At 69.7% G+C, this 16,336-nt stretch carries 13 protein-coding genes and 1 tRNA gene; 4 read left to right on the top strand and 10 right to left on the bottom strand.

Annotated features, from left to right (window positions below; translation table 11 throughout):
* The first annotated feature begins 42 nt into the window (after positions 1–42).
* Together NJQ44_RS05000 and NJQ44_RS04995 are read left to right on the top strand one after the other, a co-directional pair.
* A complete protein-coding gene (locus tag NJQ44_RS05000; RefSeq protein WP_254273583.1) occupies positions 43–1,905 on the top strand; it encodes a DUF2070 family protein in 1,863 nt (620 codons plus the stop codon).
* A 77-nt stretch (positions 1,906–1,982) separates the two neighbouring features.
* Complete coding sequence (locus tag NJQ44_RS04995) at positions 1,983–2,873, top strand: GAF domain-containing protein (RefSeq protein ID WP_254273582.1); 891 nt, start codon at positions 1,983–1,985, stop codon at positions 2,871–2,873.
* Positions 2,874–3,011: 138 nt separating this feature from the next.
* On the opposite strand, the gene NJQ44_RS04990 is transcribed toward NJQ44_RS04995, so the two are convergent.
* A tRNA-Ser gene (locus NJQ44_RS04990) sits at positions 3,012–3,096 on the bottom strand.
* Between the two features lie 126 nt (positions 3,097–3,222).
* On the opposite strand from NJQ44_RS04990, the gene NJQ44_RS04985 reads away from it, so the two are divergent.
* Positions 3,223–4,170, top strand: coding sequence for an AAA family ATPase (locus NJQ44_RS04985; RefSeq protein ID WP_254273581.1), 948 nt, complete (start codon positions 3,223–3,225; stop codon positions 4,168–4,170).
* Here NJQ44_RS04985 and NJQ44_RS04980 read toward each other — a convergent pair.
* The 7 genes from NJQ44_RS04980 to NJQ44_RS04950 form a co-directional block, all read right to left on the bottom strand.
* Positions 4,167–4,643 (bottom strand): DUF7519 family protein, encoded by a 477-nt coding sequence (locus NJQ44_RS04980; RefSeq protein ID WP_254273580.1) that lies wholly within the window; start codon positions 4,641–4,643, stop codon positions 4,167–4,169. The two genes, NJQ44_RS04985 and NJQ44_RS04980, sit on opposite strands and share 4 nt — an antisense overlap.
* The gene (locus NJQ44_RS04975) at positions 4,640–6,490 is read right to left on the bottom strand and encodes a DUF58 domain-containing protein (RefSeq protein ID WP_254273579.1); all 1,851 of its coding nucleotides are present in this window, start codon (positions 6,488–6,490) and stop codon (positions 4,640–4,642) included. The genes NJQ44_RS04980 and NJQ44_RS04975 overlap by 4 nt, the downstream gene beginning before the upstream one ends.
* A complete protein-coding gene (locus tag NJQ44_RS04970; RefSeq protein ID WP_254273578.1) occupies positions 6,487–7,341 on the bottom strand; it encodes a DUF4129 domain-containing protein in 855 nt (284 codons plus the stop codon). Before NJQ44_RS04970 ends, NJQ44_RS04975 begins: the two co-directional genes overlap by 4 nt.
* A gap of 31 nt (positions 7,342–7,372) precedes the next feature.
* Positions 7,373–8,968: a hydantoinase B/oxoprolinase family protein gene (locus tag NJQ44_RS04965; RefSeq protein ID WP_254273577.1), complete on the bottom strand. Its 1,596-nt coding sequence runs from the start codon at positions 8,966–8,968 to the stop codon at positions 7,373–7,375.
* Complete coding sequence (locus NJQ44_RS04960; RefSeq protein ID WP_254273576.1) at positions 8,965–10,959, bottom strand: hydantoinase/oxoprolinase family protein; 1,995 nt, start codon at positions 10,957–10,959, stop codon at positions 8,965–8,967. Before NJQ44_RS04960 ends, NJQ44_RS04965 begins: the two co-directional genes overlap by 4 nt.
* Before the next feature lie 63 nt (positions 10,960–11,022).
* Entirely contained in the window at positions 11,023–11,433 is a 411-nt protein-coding gene (locus NJQ44_RS04955) for a GtrA family protein (RefSeq protein WP_254273575.1), read from the bottom strand.
* A gap of 6 nt (positions 11,434–11,439) precedes the next feature.
* Positions 11,440–12,864: a sulfatase gene (locus tag NJQ44_RS04950; protein WP_254273574.1), complete on the bottom strand. Its 1,425-nt coding sequence runs from the start codon at positions 12,862–12,864 to the stop codon at positions 11,440–11,442.
* A gap of 343 nt (positions 12,865–13,207) precedes the next feature.
* Here NJQ44_RS04950 and NJQ44_RS04945 point away from each other — a divergent pair, with 343 nt between their 5' ends.
* A complete protein-coding gene (locus NJQ44_RS04945; RefSeq protein WP_254273573.1) occupies positions 13,208–14,566 on the top strand; it encodes a DUF7827 domain-containing protein in 1,359 nt (452 codons plus the stop codon).
* 21 nt (positions 14,567–14,587) lie between these two features.
* Here the strand turns inward: NJQ44_RS04945 and NJQ44_RS04940 are convergent, their stop codons facing one another.
* Positions 14,588–15,628, bottom strand: coding sequence for a mechanosensitive ion channel family protein (locus NJQ44_RS04940; RefSeq protein WP_254273572.1), 1,041 nt, complete (start codon positions 15,626–15,628; stop codon positions 14,588–14,590).
* A gap of 61 nt (positions 15,629–15,689) precedes the next feature.
* The gene (locus NJQ44_RS04935) at positions 15,690–16,313 is read right to left on the bottom strand and encodes an ArsR/SmtB family transcription factor (RefSeq protein ID WP_254273571.1); all 624 of its coding nucleotides are present in this window, start codon (positions 16,311–16,313) and stop codon (positions 15,690–15,692) included.
* Positions 16,314–16,336: the final 23 nt, after the last annotated feature.

Below are 16,336 nucleotides of genomic sequence, written 5' to 3'. Positions count from 1 at the left end.
AAGCGACTGGTTTTATGTATCGAGCCTCGAAGTGAGTAAAAAATGACTACCACACAGGGGAACCTCGCCAGCCTCTCCCGGTTCATCTTCAAGGCCCCGAACTGGTACGCGAGTCTCACGTTCGCCCTGTTCATCGCCGCTCTCACCGGCGTGGCCGCGTTCGACTCGCGGTTCGTCCTCGACGACGCGTGGCAGGGCGTCTTCTTCATCGGCTTTCCGACGGCCATCGCGGGCGCCGTGACTCCGTGGGTCGACCGGCGCTTCGGCGGGCAGTTGACGCCGAACCGGGCGTCGCTGCTGGCGCTCATCTGCGAACTCGTCACCATCGCGTTCCTCACGGTTGCGGGCGTCGTCGCACTGGTGAGCCCCCGACTCGGCCAGAACTTCGTCTTCGACGTGTTGCTGGTGGCGCTGGCCTCCATCTTCGCGTTCCGCCTGCTCATCCTGATGGCCGTCTCCCGGCACTCACTGCTTGTGGCGGCCGTCCCGGCGAGCGTCCAGACCGTCGCCGCCGCGGGTCTGCTCGCCGTCTACAGCGGCGCGACGGCGTTCATCCTCGACAATCCCGTGCTCCGGGAGATGCTGGCCCGCGCCGAACAGGCCCCACCGGAGATTCAGGGGTTCATCCCCGCGGACTTCGTCCTCCTGGCGGTCATCTGCGCCATCTACGCGCTGGCCGTGTGGCTGTTTCTGGTGGTCATCGACCAACCGTGGCGCTCTTCGCTCGGCGTCTCCGCGCTGGACTTCCTGCGCGGGTTCATCGGCCACATCGCCGAGGGGTCGGACGAACTGGAGGCGTTCTTCGAGGACATCGGCGAGGAGGCCATCGTCCCGGTGACCGTCCTCGCGGTCCGCCGCCCCGACGGGACCGAGAAGGCCCGCTTCGTCCTGCCGATGATTCACCCCGGCCCGATGGGCGAAATCGGCGGCGGCAACCTCCCCAAGCGGGTGGCCGCCGCGGCCGACGGACTGGCGTTCCCGCCCCACGCCACCGCCGGACACGACTTCAACCTCGTCACCGAGAAGGAAGTGGACACGATTCTCGACACCGCAGAGCAGGCCTTCGAAGACATCGAGTACACCGACGAGGCGACGGCGGGCCACCGCCTTACCGAAGGCGAGGCGACGCTGACGGGACAGGCGTTCGGTGACAGCGCCTTCGTCGTCACCACCTACGCGCCGGGATGCGCCGACGACGTGGACTACTCGGTCGGCCTCTCGGCGATGTCCGAGGCCCGCTCGGCGGCTATCGAGAACGTCCTCCTCGTCGACGCCCACAACTCCAACGACGGACTCGAAGGCGACGACCTCGGGCACGTCGTCCCGGGGAGTCAGCGCTCGTTCGATATGATTTACGGCACCGGTCGACTCGGCGAGGTGTTGACCGACGCCGAGCGAGGACCGCTCCGCTGTGGCGTCGCGTGGGACGAGACGCCGTGGACTCCCAAAGAGGGAATCGGCCCGCTGGGCATCCGCACCTGCGTCTTCGAGGTCGGCGACCACCGGACCGCCTACGTCCTCGTCGACGGGAACAACATGGAACCCGGCCTCCGCGGCCGCATCTTGGACGCCGTCGACAGCGTCGACACGGTCGAAGTGATGACCAGCGACACCCACATCGTCAACACCGTCGAGGCCGAAAATCAGGTCGGACAGGCCATTCCCGAGGCCGACGTTGTCGCTCTCGTCGCCGATCTCGTCGACCGCGCGGTCGCCGACCTCGAACCCGTCGAGGCCGGGATGGCGAGCGACACCGCCGAAGTCACCGTGTTCGGCAACGACCGCACCGAGACGCTGGCGTCGACCGCCAACGCGATGGTGTCGCTCGGCGGCGCACTCGCCGCCGCGTTCATCCTCGCCGTGATGGCCGTCAGCATCCTCATCTTCCTCGTCGCTGGCGTGTGAGCCGCGAGCGGCGCAAGTGTCAACCTCGGCACTATAACCAGTCCGTTTAATTCCCCCTGCACGGATTGTATCCGTAGATGACCGAGCGAACCGTTCTCTGCGTCGATGGGGAGAGCGAGGTCGACGACGTGGCGACGGCGGTCGGAGAGGTCGAATCGGTGACGGCGGTGACGCGAACGTCGGCCGCCGACGCCGCGACCGTCATCGAGACGACAGCACTCGACTGCGTCGTGACGGAGTACGGCCTCGCCGACGGGACCGGCCTCGACGTTCTCAGGACGCTCAGGACCGAACAGCCACAGACCCCCTGCGTCCTGTTCACCGACGTGCGCCCCCGCGAGATAGACACCGCGTCGGTCGGAAACCTCGTCACCGAGTACCTCAGCAAGGACCTCCCGAACGCCACCGAGCGGCTCGGCGGGGTCGTCGCGGACGTTATCAGCCACAGCGCGCAGGTGGGCTTTCCCCTTCCCGAGGGCGAAGGCGACCGCCTCGAATCGCTCGCCCGGTACGACCTCGCCGAACTGCCCGTGGAAGCGAGTTTCGACCGCTTGACCGACCTCGTCGCCGACCATTTCGAGACGCCCATCGCCTTCGTCGGCCTCATCGAGGAGGACGCCGAAAACATCCTCTCCTGCCACGGGGCCGAGTGGGGGCGACTGACTCGCGAGGAGACGGTCTGCACCCACAGCATGTTGCAGGAGGACGTACTGGTCGTCGAGGACCTGCAAGCCGACGAGCGATTCGCGGGGAACGAGGGTATCCAGAACCTCGGCGTTCGCTCCTACGCCGGTGCGAACATGACCGCGCCCGAGGGCCACGTCATCGGCCAGTTGTGCGTCCTCGACCACGAACCACGGACCTACTCGGCCGACGAGCGAAGACGGCTCCAGCAGTTCGCCGAGACGGCCATGGAGATACTCGACCTCCGACAGTCGCTCCGCGAGGCGAGAGAACTGTCTGCGTGAGGTGACGAGTGGCGTCGCTCGTCAGTTCGCGTCGGCAGAAGCGCCGAGGAGGAGAGTGGAACCACGCGGCGACGGTCATTCACTTCGTTCGCACTGCTTCTCGTTCCCTCGTCACTCACCGAAGTGATTCGTGGAAAACGCCGAGGAGGAGATTTGAACTCCTGAGTCCGTGAGGACAGTTGCTCTCGAAGCAACCGCCTTGGCCAGGCTAGGCTACCTCGGCTCACCGTTACGTACCGCCGTTTGCTCTTTAGTCGTTTCGATTCTGGAGGGGTGCGCCACGCCGTCACGTCCCCCGCCGGGTCACCGGGAGAGACACACATATGGCGGATGCGTGACACGGGCGTGTATGGACGTTGCTTCGGCCAGCGAGATGTCGAATCGGGTGCTTGAGGAGGTGGGGCGAGCGGTCGTCGCCGACCGCGAGTTCTTCGAGACGGTGCTGTTGGGCGTCGTCGGGAAGGGGCACGTCCTGCTGGAAGACGTGCCCGGTACCGGGAAGACCCTGACCGCGCGGAGCGTCGCGACGGCGCTCGGCCTCTCCTTCTCGCGCGTGCAGTTCACGCCGGACCTCCTGCCAGCGGACATCACGGGGACGCACATCTTCAACGAGCAGACCCGGGAGTTCGAGTTCACCCGCGGCCCCATCTTCGCCAACGTCGTGCTGGCCGACGAGATAAACCGCGCGCCGCCGAAGACCCAGTCGGCCCTGCTGGAGGCGATGGAGGAGGGACAGGTCACCGTCGACGGCGACACCTACGACCTGCCGGAGCCGTTTTTCGTCCTCGCGACGCAGAATCCGGTCGACATGGAGGGGACCTTCGAACTCCCCGAGGCGCAGGTCGACCGCTTCCTCGCGAAGAGTTCCATCGGCTACCCGGACGACGAGGGCGAGGTCGAACTCCTCCGACGGCGCGCGGGCCGAACCGAACAGAGTCCGAGCGTGGAGGCGGTCCTCGACGCCGACAGCGTGCAGGCGCTCCGGTCGGTTCCCGAGACGGTCACCGTCGACGAGGACCTGCTGAGGTACATGGCCGCTATCGCCCGCGCGACGCGGGAGGACTACCGCGTCGAAGTCGGCGTCTCGCCGCGCGGGACCCAACGGCTGTTCGAGGCGGCGAGAGCGATGGCGACCATCGAGGGGCGTGAGTTCGTCGCGCCGGACGACATCAAGCGGGTCGCCCCGCCGGTGCTCGCCCACCGCCTCGTGCTGACGCCAGACGCCCGGGTCGAACAGGTCGAGAAACGCGACGTACTGGCCGACGTACTCGGCGAGGTCCCGGTTCCGACCGTCTAACGGACGCCGTAGACGGTCAGCACGATACCGGCAAACAGGAGCGTCGCCGTGACCGTATCCACCGCGGGAACGGCGACGACGGCCACCGAGAGCGAGAGGAGGCCGACGACGCAGGCGGCCACGAGCGTCCCGCCCGCGACCCTGACGAGTTCCGCGTTCTGCGTCACCGCGTCCGGAGCGGTGCCGACGGCGAGCGCACAGGCGTACTGGCCGAAGTCCCACGCGAGAATCGCGGCGGCGAGACCGACCACGAGGGCGACCGTCGCGGTCCCGAGGACGCCAGCCACGAGAACACCGAATGCGAGGAGTGCCCCGCCCGCAGTCACGAATCGCCGGTCGTCGCGGGCGACGCCGACCGTGATGACGACGCCCCCGAGGACTGCCAGCGGCCCGCCGAGCGTCGTCGCCACCGAGAGGACGCCGACGGCGGCGGCGACCACCGCGGCGGTCCCGACCGGCCGGGTCAGACTCACGCGGACCACCCCAGTCGCTGTCGCTCGATAGCCGCCGGGAGCGACTCGCCGTGTCGCCACTCGGCCACTCTGATGCCCGCCCGGCGGAGCGCCGCGAGGCGGAACACGCGCTCCGTGGCCACAACCGTCCCCGACGCGGTGGGTTGCGTTCCGGGGTCCGGACTGACGACGGTCACGGGGTGGCCGTACGCCGCGAGATAGCGGAGGACCCGAACGACGGCGTCGTCGGTCAGCGGCGAACAGCAGACGACTTGTGCGTCGTTGGGCAGTTCCCGCTGGAGCCATCGGAACGTCGGGCCGACGTAGAACTCGCCGTCGGCGGGCGTCGGTGCGACGGCCGACGAGGTTTCGAGGACCGTCTTCAGCCTGCTCCGATGGGCCTGTCCCCCACTCGGCGGGACGAACAGTCGTTCCGGGGACAGCGCCGCTACCCCGACCGTGTCCTCGGCGTCGAGGCGAGCGTCCGCGACGGCCCGGGCCGCGAGAACCGCCCGGTCGACAGTGGTATCGAGCGACCCGTCGGCGGGCGCGTGGTATGCCGCCGGACGCGCGTCGACGACGACGACCACCGTCGCGGCCTGTTCCTCCTGAAACTCCAGCGTCGAGAGTTCGCGCGTCCCGGCGTAGCGGTTCCAGTCGATACGCGAGAGGGGGTCGCCCCGCCGGTACTCCCGAGTGGCGTAGAACGCGATACCGTCGCCGCCGCTGTCGGCCTCGATGCGGCCCCGGTGGCGGGTCGTCGAGGACCGGACCGGCATCGAGAGGTCCGTCGTCGGGAGCGAGACGGACAGCGCCGCGTCGCCGGTAGCCTCGGGTTCGAACACCCGCTCGGCCGTCCCCGCGGCGTCGCCGAGGACCACCCGTGGCGCGTCGAAGGCGTGGTCCCCACGTGTCGCGCGAACGGCGTACTCGACGGTCGCCGACGCGCCCGGCCGCAGCGCCGTCGCCACCTGCGCTGCCCCCTCGGTGACCGCAAGTGTCTCGGGCACCCCGTCGGCGAGTCGGCAGTCGAACAGCGTCCGGTCAGTGTCGTTTCGCACCCGCACTCGCACCGTCACCTCGTCACCGTGGGACGGGGCGTCGGCGTCGATGACCCGATTGACCGTCAGGTCCGGGTCGGGGACGCGCGCGGCGGCGCGCACCGCGAGTGCGACGACGGCGACGCCGCCCGCCACGACGAGTCCGGGTCGGCGAGCGAGGATACCCACGCCGACGAAAGCGAGCGCCAGTGCGCGAAATCCGGTCCAGCGGCCCGTCGCGTGCGTCCCGAGTGACGTGGGTGTCGCCGTCGCTTCGGGGTCGGCGTCGTCGGCCGACAGCCCCATCAGCGAGCGGAGTCGCGCCGCCGCCCGGTCGAGTCGATAGCCGAGTCGGGAGGTTCCGGCGCGGCGGGCCGCGACGCCGTCTCGGAGTCGTCTGCCCCGGCCCGAATCGCCGGTGAACGCCGCCGCCGCGGCCGGGTCATCCGTCCACGTCCCGGCGTCGATGGCGTCCTCGGCGGCGTCCGTGTCGCCGCCGCGCTCTCGGGCGAGGGCCCGCCGAAGCAGGTCCCGCAGTCGCTCGGCGACGCGGTAGTCCTTGACCAATCGTGACGACCCCCCGCCGAATCCGTCGTTCTCGGGCGGCGAGACGTCGCGACCCGCTGGATTCGGGAGGACCGCGACGTGCGTGTCCGCTCGAACGCCGCGCGCGAGGCCGAACACCGAGAGAGTGACGCCGAACACGCCGACGAAGATGACGAACCCGGGCCTGAGCGACCCCGTCGGACCGCCCGCCGCGACGCGGCCGATACCGGCGACGACGGCGAGCGACCCCGCGACGAGCGCCGCGCGGCGTCGATAACTCACTGCTGACCACGTCCCTCGACGTTTCGGAGCGCCCGCTCCGCCCGTCGCGCTCGGTCCTCGGTCACCGACCGGTCGCCGTACCGCACCGCCTCGAAGAGGTCGGTCAGCGTCGCGACGTGTTCCGGGTCCATCCCCGCCTCACGCGCCGCCGCGGCGAACTCGCCGGGCGTCGCGCTCTCCGCGTCTGGCACGTCCAGCGCCGCCGTCATCTCCGTCCACGCCCGGTAGACGGCGTTGTCACTCGTCTCGCCGTCGGCCAGCGTGTCGGCCGCCCGGTCTGCCGCATCGGCGACGCCGTCGGGCACGTCGTCGCTCGCGGATTCGGTTCGCTCCGCGTGTCCGTCGTCGCCGCCCGCCGTCCACGTCTCGCTCCCGACGGCCCGGCGGAGGACGATACCAGCGAGGGCGACGGCGGCGAGTGACCCGACCACGCCGACGAGCCACAGGGACCCCGGGCCGGTCCCGGTCGAGGCGGGGCCACCGCCTCCGGACGTGTTCGTGACGGGATTCTGGAACGCCCCGGCGACGGTCGGATTCGACCCGACGATGACTGCCGCGACGGTCAGGACGACGGTGGTCACCACCGCGAGGACCAGGTCGTCGCGGCCGTACTGTTTCAGGCCGTAGGCGAGCGCGACACCCATCAGGACGAGCAAGACGACGAGGACGAACGGCCCCGCAGTCGGCGGTTCCTGTATCGTGACGGTGCTACTCGGCCCCTGTTGGCCCGCGCTGACCGCTCCACCGGCCGCGTCGCTCGGCGTGGTCCGTTCGTCGACCGTCGGCGCGCCGACCACCAGCGCCGCGAGCACCAACGCCGTCGCCACCGCAACCGCGAGACGGCCGGACATGGCCGAGCGTTCGACCGGTCACCTGAAAAGGTTACGCGGCGTCGTCGCCGCCCGCGCTCGGGTCGTCGTCCGACTCCTCGACCGCGTTCTCGGCCGCTGACCCGTGCCCGCCGCCGCCCGGCGTCTCGACGCGCACCGTCGTCCCGGCGGGCACGTCCCGCGTCACCTTCGCGGGAACTGCCTCGCCGTCGAGGTAGTTCCGGCCCGGTTGTCCGTCCTCACCGCCGGACAGTCCCCACGGCGCGTGACGGCGGCGCTCCGTCAACAGCGACACCGTCGCCGCCGCTTCGAGGCGGAGTTCGCGCACGAGGCCGTCGCCCCCCCGGTGTCGGCCCGCCCCGCCGCTCCCGCGTCGGAGCGCGTACTCCTCGACGCGGAGCGGATAGGCCGCTTCCAGCGCCTCGACCGGCGTGTTCAGCGTGTTGGTCATGCCGACCTGCACGCCCGACGGTCCGTCCGCGTCGGTGCTCGCGCCCATGCCGCCGCCGACCGTCTCGTAGTAACTGAACCCCGGCCCGCCGACGACGACGTTGTTCATCGTCCCCTGTCCGGCCGCCGGGACGCGGTCGGGGGCCGCCGCCGCGAGCGCCCGGAACACCACGTCCGCGACACGCTGGCTGGTCTCGACGTTGCCGCCGACGACGGCCGCCGGTGGTGTGGGATTCAACAGCGACCCCGGCGGCGCGTGGACGCGCACGGGGTCGTAACATCCGCCGTTCGGCGGTACGTCGGGGTCCGTGACCGACCGGACGACGAAGTAGACGGCGCTCTTGGCGACCGATAGCGGCGCGTTGACGTTGCCGTCGACCTGCGGCGCGGTCCCGGCGAAGTCCACGTCCAGCGTCGCTCCGTCGACGGTGACCGTCACCTCGATGGGGATGTCGGTATCGGTGACGCCGTCGCCCTCCAACACGTCGCTCGCGCTGTAGGTGCCGTCCGGAATCTCCCGAATCTCGGCCTCGACGCGCGCCCGGGAGTAGTCGCGCACCGCGTCGAACGCGGTCAGCAGTCGCTCGCCGTGGTCGGTCAGCAACGCCGTGACCCGTTCCGCGCCCCGTTCGTTCGCGGCGAGTTGCGCCCGCAGGTCCGCCCGGCGCTCGGCGGGGTTACGGACGTTCGCGGCGAGCAGTTCCCAGACGCCCGCCCGGCGCTCGCCGTCGGCGACGAGGCGCGTCGGCGGGATGCGCAGGCCCTCCTGATAGACGTCCCTCGCGCCCGCGGGCATGCTTCCGGGAGCCATCCCGCCCACGTCGGCGTGGTGGGCACGCGAGACGGCGTAGCCCAGTATCTCGTCGCCGTCCGGCGCGATTGGCGAGACGAGCGTCACGTCCGGCAGGTGCGTCCCGCCCGCGAACGGGTCGTTCAGGACGAACACGTCGCCCGGTTCGGGAGTCCGGTCGCGGACGGCGGCGACCGCTTCGGGCATCGCGCCGAGGTGGACCGGGATGTGTTCGGCCTGCGCGACGAGGTGACCCGCGGCGTCGAACAACGCCGTCGAGCAGTCCCGCCGCTCGGTGATGTTGGGCGAGAACGCACCCCGAACGAGGACTTCGCCCATCTCCTCGGCGACGCTCTCCAACTGGTTGCGCAGGATTTCGAGCGACACCGCGTCGAGTTCGTCGCTCATCGCTCGGCCTCCAGTCGAAGCGTCCCCCGGTCGTCGACAGTCAGCGACCACGCGGGCGGGACCACGACGGTACTCTCGCCGCCCTCGACGATTGCCGGGCCGTCGGCGCGGTCACCGGGCGCGAGGCCGTCCCACGACAGCACCGGCGTCTCGTGGACCGCCGACTCGAAGGTCACCTCTCGGGTCCCCCGCCGTGCTGGTTCGTCTCCCCCGTGGGCCGCGAGCGGCGGCGTCTCCCCGCCGAGCGTCGCCGTCGCCCGGAACGTCACGAGTTCGACCGGCGTCTCGGGCAGGCGATACCCGTACGCTCGCTCGTGGGCCGCGTGGAAGCGCGCGCCGACCGTCGCGCGGTCGAAGTCCTCGATTTCGACGCCGAGTTCGTGGCTCTGCCCGACGTAGCGACAGTCCGCCTCGACGGTAACCGTCGCCGCCTCGGGGTCGCTCGCGTCGGCGAGAACAGTGGCTTCGAGGTCGCCCAACACCGACGCGACGGCGTCGATGTCGACCTCGTCGAGGCGAGCGCGATACGTCCGCACCGCGTCGTGTCGCTCGTCGGCGGCCAGGAGTCCCAGCGCCGAGAGGACGCCGCTCGCCCGCGGGACGACCACCGTCGACACGTCGAGTCCGTCGGCGAGCGCCGCCGCGTGCATCGGCCCGGCCCCGCCGAACGCCGCGATGGCGAACTCGCGGGGGTCGTGGCCGCGTTCGGCCGTCACGCTCCGAATCGTCCGGGTCATCGTGGCGTTGGCGACCCGGAAGACGCCGCGAGCGGCGGCGACCGGTCCCGACAGTTCCGCCGCCGCGGCGAGCGCCGAGAGGGCGTCTCGGGCCGCCTCCACGTCGAGTTCGAGGTCGCCCCCGAGCGTCGTGTCGGGGCCGAGATACCCCAACAGGAGCGCCGCGTCGGTCACCGTCGGGTCGCTCCCGCCGCGGCCGTAACAAGCCGGACCGGGGTCCGCCCCGGCCGACTGCGGCCCGACCCTGAGCGCGCCGCCCGCGTCGACCCATCCAATCGACCCGCCGCCGGACCCGACCGTCGCCACGTCCACCATCGGAATCCGGACCGGACGCCCGCCCACGTCGGCGTCGGTGGTCCGAGCGACCGTTCCCTCGCGCACGAGCGACACGTCCGTCGAGGTCCCGCCCATGTCGAACGTGACCAGCCCCTCGACACCGTCGGGTTCGAACAGACTCGCGCCGACGACGCCCGCCGCCGGTCCGGACAGCGCCGTCGTCACCGCGTTCTGTGAAACGGTGTCCGGGTCGGCGATGCCGCCGTTGGACTGCATGACGCTGGGTTCGGGCAGGCCGCGCCCGGTCGCGCCGTCGGCGAGACGACCGAGATAGGCGTCGATGCGCGGCGTGACGAAGGCGTCGGCTACCGTCGTCGCGGTGCGCTCGTACTCGCGGAACGCCCCCAGCACCTCGTGGCTGGCCGAGACGGGGATGTCGAGTTCCGCACGGAGTATCTCGGCGGTTCGGCGCTCGTTCTCCGGGTGGGCGTAGGCGTGGAGGGAGGAGACGGCGACGGCCTCGGCCTCGTCGTCGAGTTCCGCGGCGAGGGCGCGAACCGCCTCGGGGTCCACCGGCGTCTCGATGCCCTCGGTGGTCGCGCGCTCGTCGAGTTCGTACCGTCGCTTCGCCGGGACCAACGGGTCGGGACGGGCGACCGACTGGTCGTACAGTTCCGGCCGGTTCTGTCGTCCGATAGCCAACACGTCGCCGAATCCCGCCGTCGTCACCAGCGCCGTCTCGGCCCCGTCGGCTTCGAGGAGGGCGTTCGTCGCGATGGTCATCGCGTGGCGGAACTGGCCGACAGAATCGGGGTCGACGCCCGCCCGGTCGCAGGCACGTTCGATGCCCGCCAAGACCCCCTCGTGTTGGGGCGTCGTCGTCGGGACTTTCGCCGTCGTCAGCCCCGTCTCGTCGACGAGGACCACGTCGGTGAAGGTTCCGCCGACGTCGACGCCCACGCGAACCGAATCGTCCATGCCAGGTCTCCGAGCGCCGATGACAAAAACGGTTGTTCCGTCGTACCGCCCTCGACTACTCCCTCAGTTCCACGTCCACTGCGAGTCGAGGGCGTACCGATACAGCCCCGTCGCGCCGATGGCAAACCCGTTGGCGAGCAGGTACTCCACCGACCCGAACGAGACGAGGGCGTAGAGAATCCCCAACTGCAGGGGAATCGCCGTCCCGCGGACGAGGTTCGTCTTGACCATCCCGACCACGTACTCGCGGAGCGACGTGTGACGCGAGCGGTGGAACGTCCACGCGTTGTTCAGCACGTACTGGAACAGGATGGTCGTCTCGATAGCGACGAACGCGCCGACCAGGTAGTTGATGCCGCCGAGGCTGACGAACAGCCACAGCAGTACCGTCTGGACGGCCGCCGCTGTCAGGCCGACGAGGAAGAACCGAACTAGCCGCTGGCGTCGCGGCGAAGTTGCGACGGCGAACGACATGTCGCGCTATTTGTATCCGAGCGCCTTTAACCGTGCTGTTATCTCGTCCGACTCTGTGGGACCGTCGCCCCCCGTATCGGCCGCCGCCGCGGTTTCGAGGCGGTCCACGTGGTCGGCGACGGCCGCAGAGAGGCGGTCCAGCACCGGCGGCGGCGCGGTCTCGTCGGTGGACTCCGCACAGTAGTCCCGCCGCTCCTCGGGGTCCTCGCGGCGGTCGTACAGTTCGCGGTGGTCCGAGTCGGTGTGTTCGATGTACGTCCAGCGGGCGTCGCGGGCGCTGACGAGCAACTCGCCGTCGTCGAGGCGGCGCGGAATCGGTTGGCTGGTGACGCTCTCGCCGCGGACCGCCACGGAGACGATGGGTTCGCGGTCCGGCGCGTCCTCGCCGTCCAGCGTCGGGGCGACGGAGACTCCCTCCCACGCCTCGGCCGGGTCGACGCCGAGGAGGTCACAGACGGTCGGGGCGAGTACGTCGAGACCCACCGGGTCGTGGACCTTCCGGCCGTCGCTGTCCGGGTGGTGGACGAAGAACGGGACCTCGATGAGTTCCTGATACAGTTTCGGGTAGTGCGCGAGATGGCCGTGTTCCAGAAACTCCTCGCCGTGGTCGCCCGCGACGACGACGGCCGTCTCGTCGGCGACGCCTTCGGCTTCGAGCGTGTCGAGCAGTCGCCCGACGCTCGCGTCGACCTGCCGGACCGTTCCGTCGTACAGCGTGCGGAGCGTCGCGAGCGTCCGGTCGTCCACGTCCCACCCGAGGCCGGTCCGGACGTGCGCACCGAGCATCCGAGCGACGCCGAAGTGCGTCTCGGAGACTTCGCGCAGGTGTCGCGGCGCGGGGACGTACGGGGTGTGGGTGTCCATGTAGTGGACCCACAGGAAGAAGCCGTCTTCCTGCCGTTCGAGGAACTGCGTCGCGTGTCGCTCCAAGTCGCCCATGCGGGACACGTCGGCGAACGGGCGGGCATCGGACCCGCCGCGGAGCGCCGTCGCGGCCCGGCGGAACGGTGAGGTGGCGAGTTGGACCCACGCCTGCACCGTGGGGTGCGCGGCGAGGTACTTGCTGTACCCCTTGCTGTCGACGAACGGTTCGAACTCGTCGAACCCCCGGTCGTACCCCCAGTGGTCGGTGAGGAAACCGTTCGCGGCGTTGAACCCGCCAGTTGCGAGTCCCGCATCCGACAGTTGTTCGGCCAGCGTCGGCGAGGACGCCACCCCGATGTCTCCCCCCTCGTCGAACACCGGCCGCGACCCGTGGACGCTCGGGAAGGAGAAGGGCGTCCAGTTGCCGTGGGCGAAGGCGTTCTCGAAGGTGACGCCCGTCTCGGCGAGGCCGTCTAAGACCGGCGAAGCGCTGTCCGTGCCGCCGAGGGCGTCTGCCCGCAGTGAATCGACGGTGACGAGGACGACGTTCGAAACGTCTCGCGGCATCTACGTCTCCCCGACGGTCGGTCGCAGTCGCGCGTCGACGGGTGTGCCGCGTTCCCCACCGCGTACACCACGATGTCGCCCCGAATCGTACATACGTACTATAACACCGTACGCCGTACTCAAGGTTCTGGTTGCGTGGAACGACCGCGACGAGCGCCAACGCACCTCAGTTCGGCAGACACCGACCTGTCGGCGACCACTTCAAACGACGTTTACGCTTCCACCGGCCCTTTATCAATATCCGTCGAACTGGTGCGTGTATGCTATCGAACTGCCCTCCAGACGCGCTCCCGGCGAGGGACCGCGTCGTTCGGTCGTCGACCCAGCACACCGGAGGTCCGGGATGACTCGGACCCGCCGCGTACCGCTCGCGCTCGCCGTTCTCGTCGCCGCCGCGGTGGTCGGCGTCGGTCCGGCGCTGGCCGCAGACACCGCGAGCGTCGACGGGTCGAGTCTGCCGCTCGTGTCGGCCCCACAGCAGGTTCTCGCCGGCCACACCTCGCTCGACGCCGGGACGGAACTGACCGTCCGCCTCCGGTCGACGGACTCGTCGAACCCCTTCCTCCGGCAGTCCACCGCGCGAGTCGACGACGGCGGCGAGTTCGCGGCCGTCTTCGACATGAGCAACGTCCCGGCCGACACCGCCTACGAATTGACCGTCCTGTACGACGGGGCGACGCTCGCCGAGCGAAGCGGCACCGTGGTCGCCTGCGACGGGAATTGCACCGACAGCGTCCCCGAGACGCCAACCGCCACGCCGATCCCCGGCGACGGCATCGTCAGCGTCGAACAGGGCGAGGTCGCGGCGATTCCGGTTGCGACCGGCGAGACGGGTACCGCGGTGTTCTCCTTCGGGAGCGAGTCGGTCAACTACCTCGTCAACGCGTCCGTCACGGACAGCGACGGCGACGGCGTGACCGTGCTGTTCGACACCGCGAACGCGGGGACCGACGGCGAGACGCTGTCGGTCGCCGACGCCGACGACTCGCTGACGGTCACCCGCGAGGAGACCGAACTGCCGTCGACGCTCGACCCGTACGCCTACGAGTACCGCGTGTTCTACGGCGACGACACGGACGGCGGGCCGGACACGGGCGGGACGGTCCGCGTCGAAGCCAACGACAGCACCGAATCGGACTTCGACGTGGACGACGACCCGACCCTCGGGTTCGAGCGGAGCGTCTACACCGCCCGACAGGGCGAGACAGTCCGGATGCCCGTCACGCTCGGGGACGCCGAAACGGCGACCGTCTCTATCGGGAACCCCGAGAGCGGCTACGAAATCAACGCGACGGTGCGCGACGGTGACGGCGACGGCACCGTGACGGTCCTGTTCGACACCGCCGCGGCCGGGCGACGCGGACAGACGCTCTCGACTGTCTCGACGGCCGACTCGCTCGTCGTCGAACCCGGATCGGAAGTCGCCCGCGACACGCGACTCGACGCCACGGAGTACGACCTCACGCTGTATCGGGGAACCGCGACCGAGGACCCGGTCGACATCGGGACGCTCAGTCTGCAAGCGAACGGCGAGGCGACGACCGGCCGGCCGACCGCGACGGTTTCGACCGGCCCCGAAGACGCCCACTCCGACCCGGAGTCGGGATGGCTCCCCGGCAGTAACGCCGGCGTCCTCGCGCTCGGCGCGGGCGGTCTGCTCGCCCTCGCGGGCATCGGCGTCATCCTCCGCCCGATGGGCTGAAGCGACTCTCGTTCCGCCGTGTTACGGTTCTTCTTCCCTTCCCGTTCCGCCCTCGTCGTCCGTGTCCGCCTCGTCTTCCATCTCCGCCGCCGTGCCCCGGAGCGAGCGCATCCAGTCGTCGATGTTCTCGCCCACGTACTCCTGGCCGCCCAAGCCGACGGCGACGCCGATACCGATCGCGAGTGCGATAGCCAACGCCCCGAAGAAGGCGGCGACGAACGCCGTAAAGAGGTTCGTCAGCGCCGTCGTGTCGAAGCCGATGGCGCTCAGCGCGATGGTGACCGTGATGTAGTAGACGAGCACCTTCACCGCGATGCCCGCGAGTCCGGCGACCCGACTCTCGTCGGTTCCGGCGACCAGCGCGCCGAGTCGTTCGGCCAGCCAGATACCGACGAGCAACACGACGAGGCCGCCAGCCAGCGCCGGGAGATAGGTAACGAACGTCGCGAGCAGTTCCGACAGCGCCGGAATCTCGACGATGTCGGCGACGGTCAGCAGCGTCAGCAGATAGATGTAGTAGGTGACCAGCGTTCCGACGAGACGGCCGAACTCGCCTTCGGTGTCACCGAACCGTTCTAAGGGGGTGTCACGCAGGTACGGGCCGATGCCGAACCCGCCGACGAAATCGGCGACCAAGTCCCCGACGATGCGGCCGACGACGAATCCGAGGACGAGGACGACGACGGCCGCGAGGATGACCGGCAGGTACGCGCCGATGTCGCCGAGCAACGTCGACAGCGCCGGGATGTCGAGGATGTTCGCGGCCGCGAGGATGGCGACGAAGTAGACGTAGTAGGCGACGAGTTTGCCCAGGATGCGGGCGAGGTTGTCGCCGTCGCCCGAGTCGAGCGCCGTCCCGCGCGTGTACTTCGCGACGCCGATTCGCTCGACGACGCGGGTGACGAGTCCACCGAGGACGCGGCCGACGACGTACCCGACCACGAGGACGAGCAACGCCGCCAACAGGGTCGGCAGATAGGCGATGACGTCGCCGATGGTGCTGGTGATGGTGTCCTGAATCGATGCCTGTAACAACAGCGTCGAGATGTCGATAGCGTCCATATCTCGACATAAACTTAGAATTTTCGACAGATAGTAAACACCGGGTTACCGGCGCTGTGGGTCAGTAAGCCGCCGATTCCCGCCGTCGCTCGACAACGGCGAGGAGGCCGAGGACAACGAGGGAGCCGCACAGAAAGAGGACACCGGGTTCGACCACGTCGAAGACGACCCACGCGAGCGACCCCGTCGGGTCCGTCTGCGGGGCCGTCGGACTCGCCGGGCCGAGGACGCCGTCTCCGGTGGCGGCGAGGCGTTCGGCCCCCCACTGGACGAACAGGCTGGCGAGGCCAAGCAGGCCCAATCCGGCGACCACGTCGCTTATCGAGCGCTGAATCCGCGGCCGTAGCTCCCGGTTGCCGACGAGGACGATTGGGTCGCTCGCCGGGCCGTAGACGGTCATCTCGTTGCCCTTCTCGGAGTAGACGGTGTCGATAGGCTCGACCAAGCCCGCCGCTTCGAGGTTCGAGACGTGGTAGTGGACGTTCTGGACGGAGGTATCGCACCGGGCCGCGATTTCGGATGGCGTCCCGGGTTCCTCGAACAGCGTCCGGAACAGCGCTCGGGCGGTGTCCGAAGCGAGCGCGTCTAGAACGGCATCGGTGTCGGCGTCGTCGACATCGAGGACGCGCGGTCGTTCCTCGGGCGTGCCAGTCCGCTGTTGCAGGCGGTCGATAAGTCCAGCCATCTCGCTACCACACACTGCTGTCG

The organism is Haloarcula marina, assembly GCF_024218775.1.
In the GTDB taxonomy this organism is placed as follows: domain Archaea; phylum Halobacteriota; class Halobacteria; order Halobacteriales; family Haloarculaceae; genus Haloarcula; species Haloarcula marina.
This window is presented reverse-complemented; position numbering and strand designations above follow the sequence as displayed.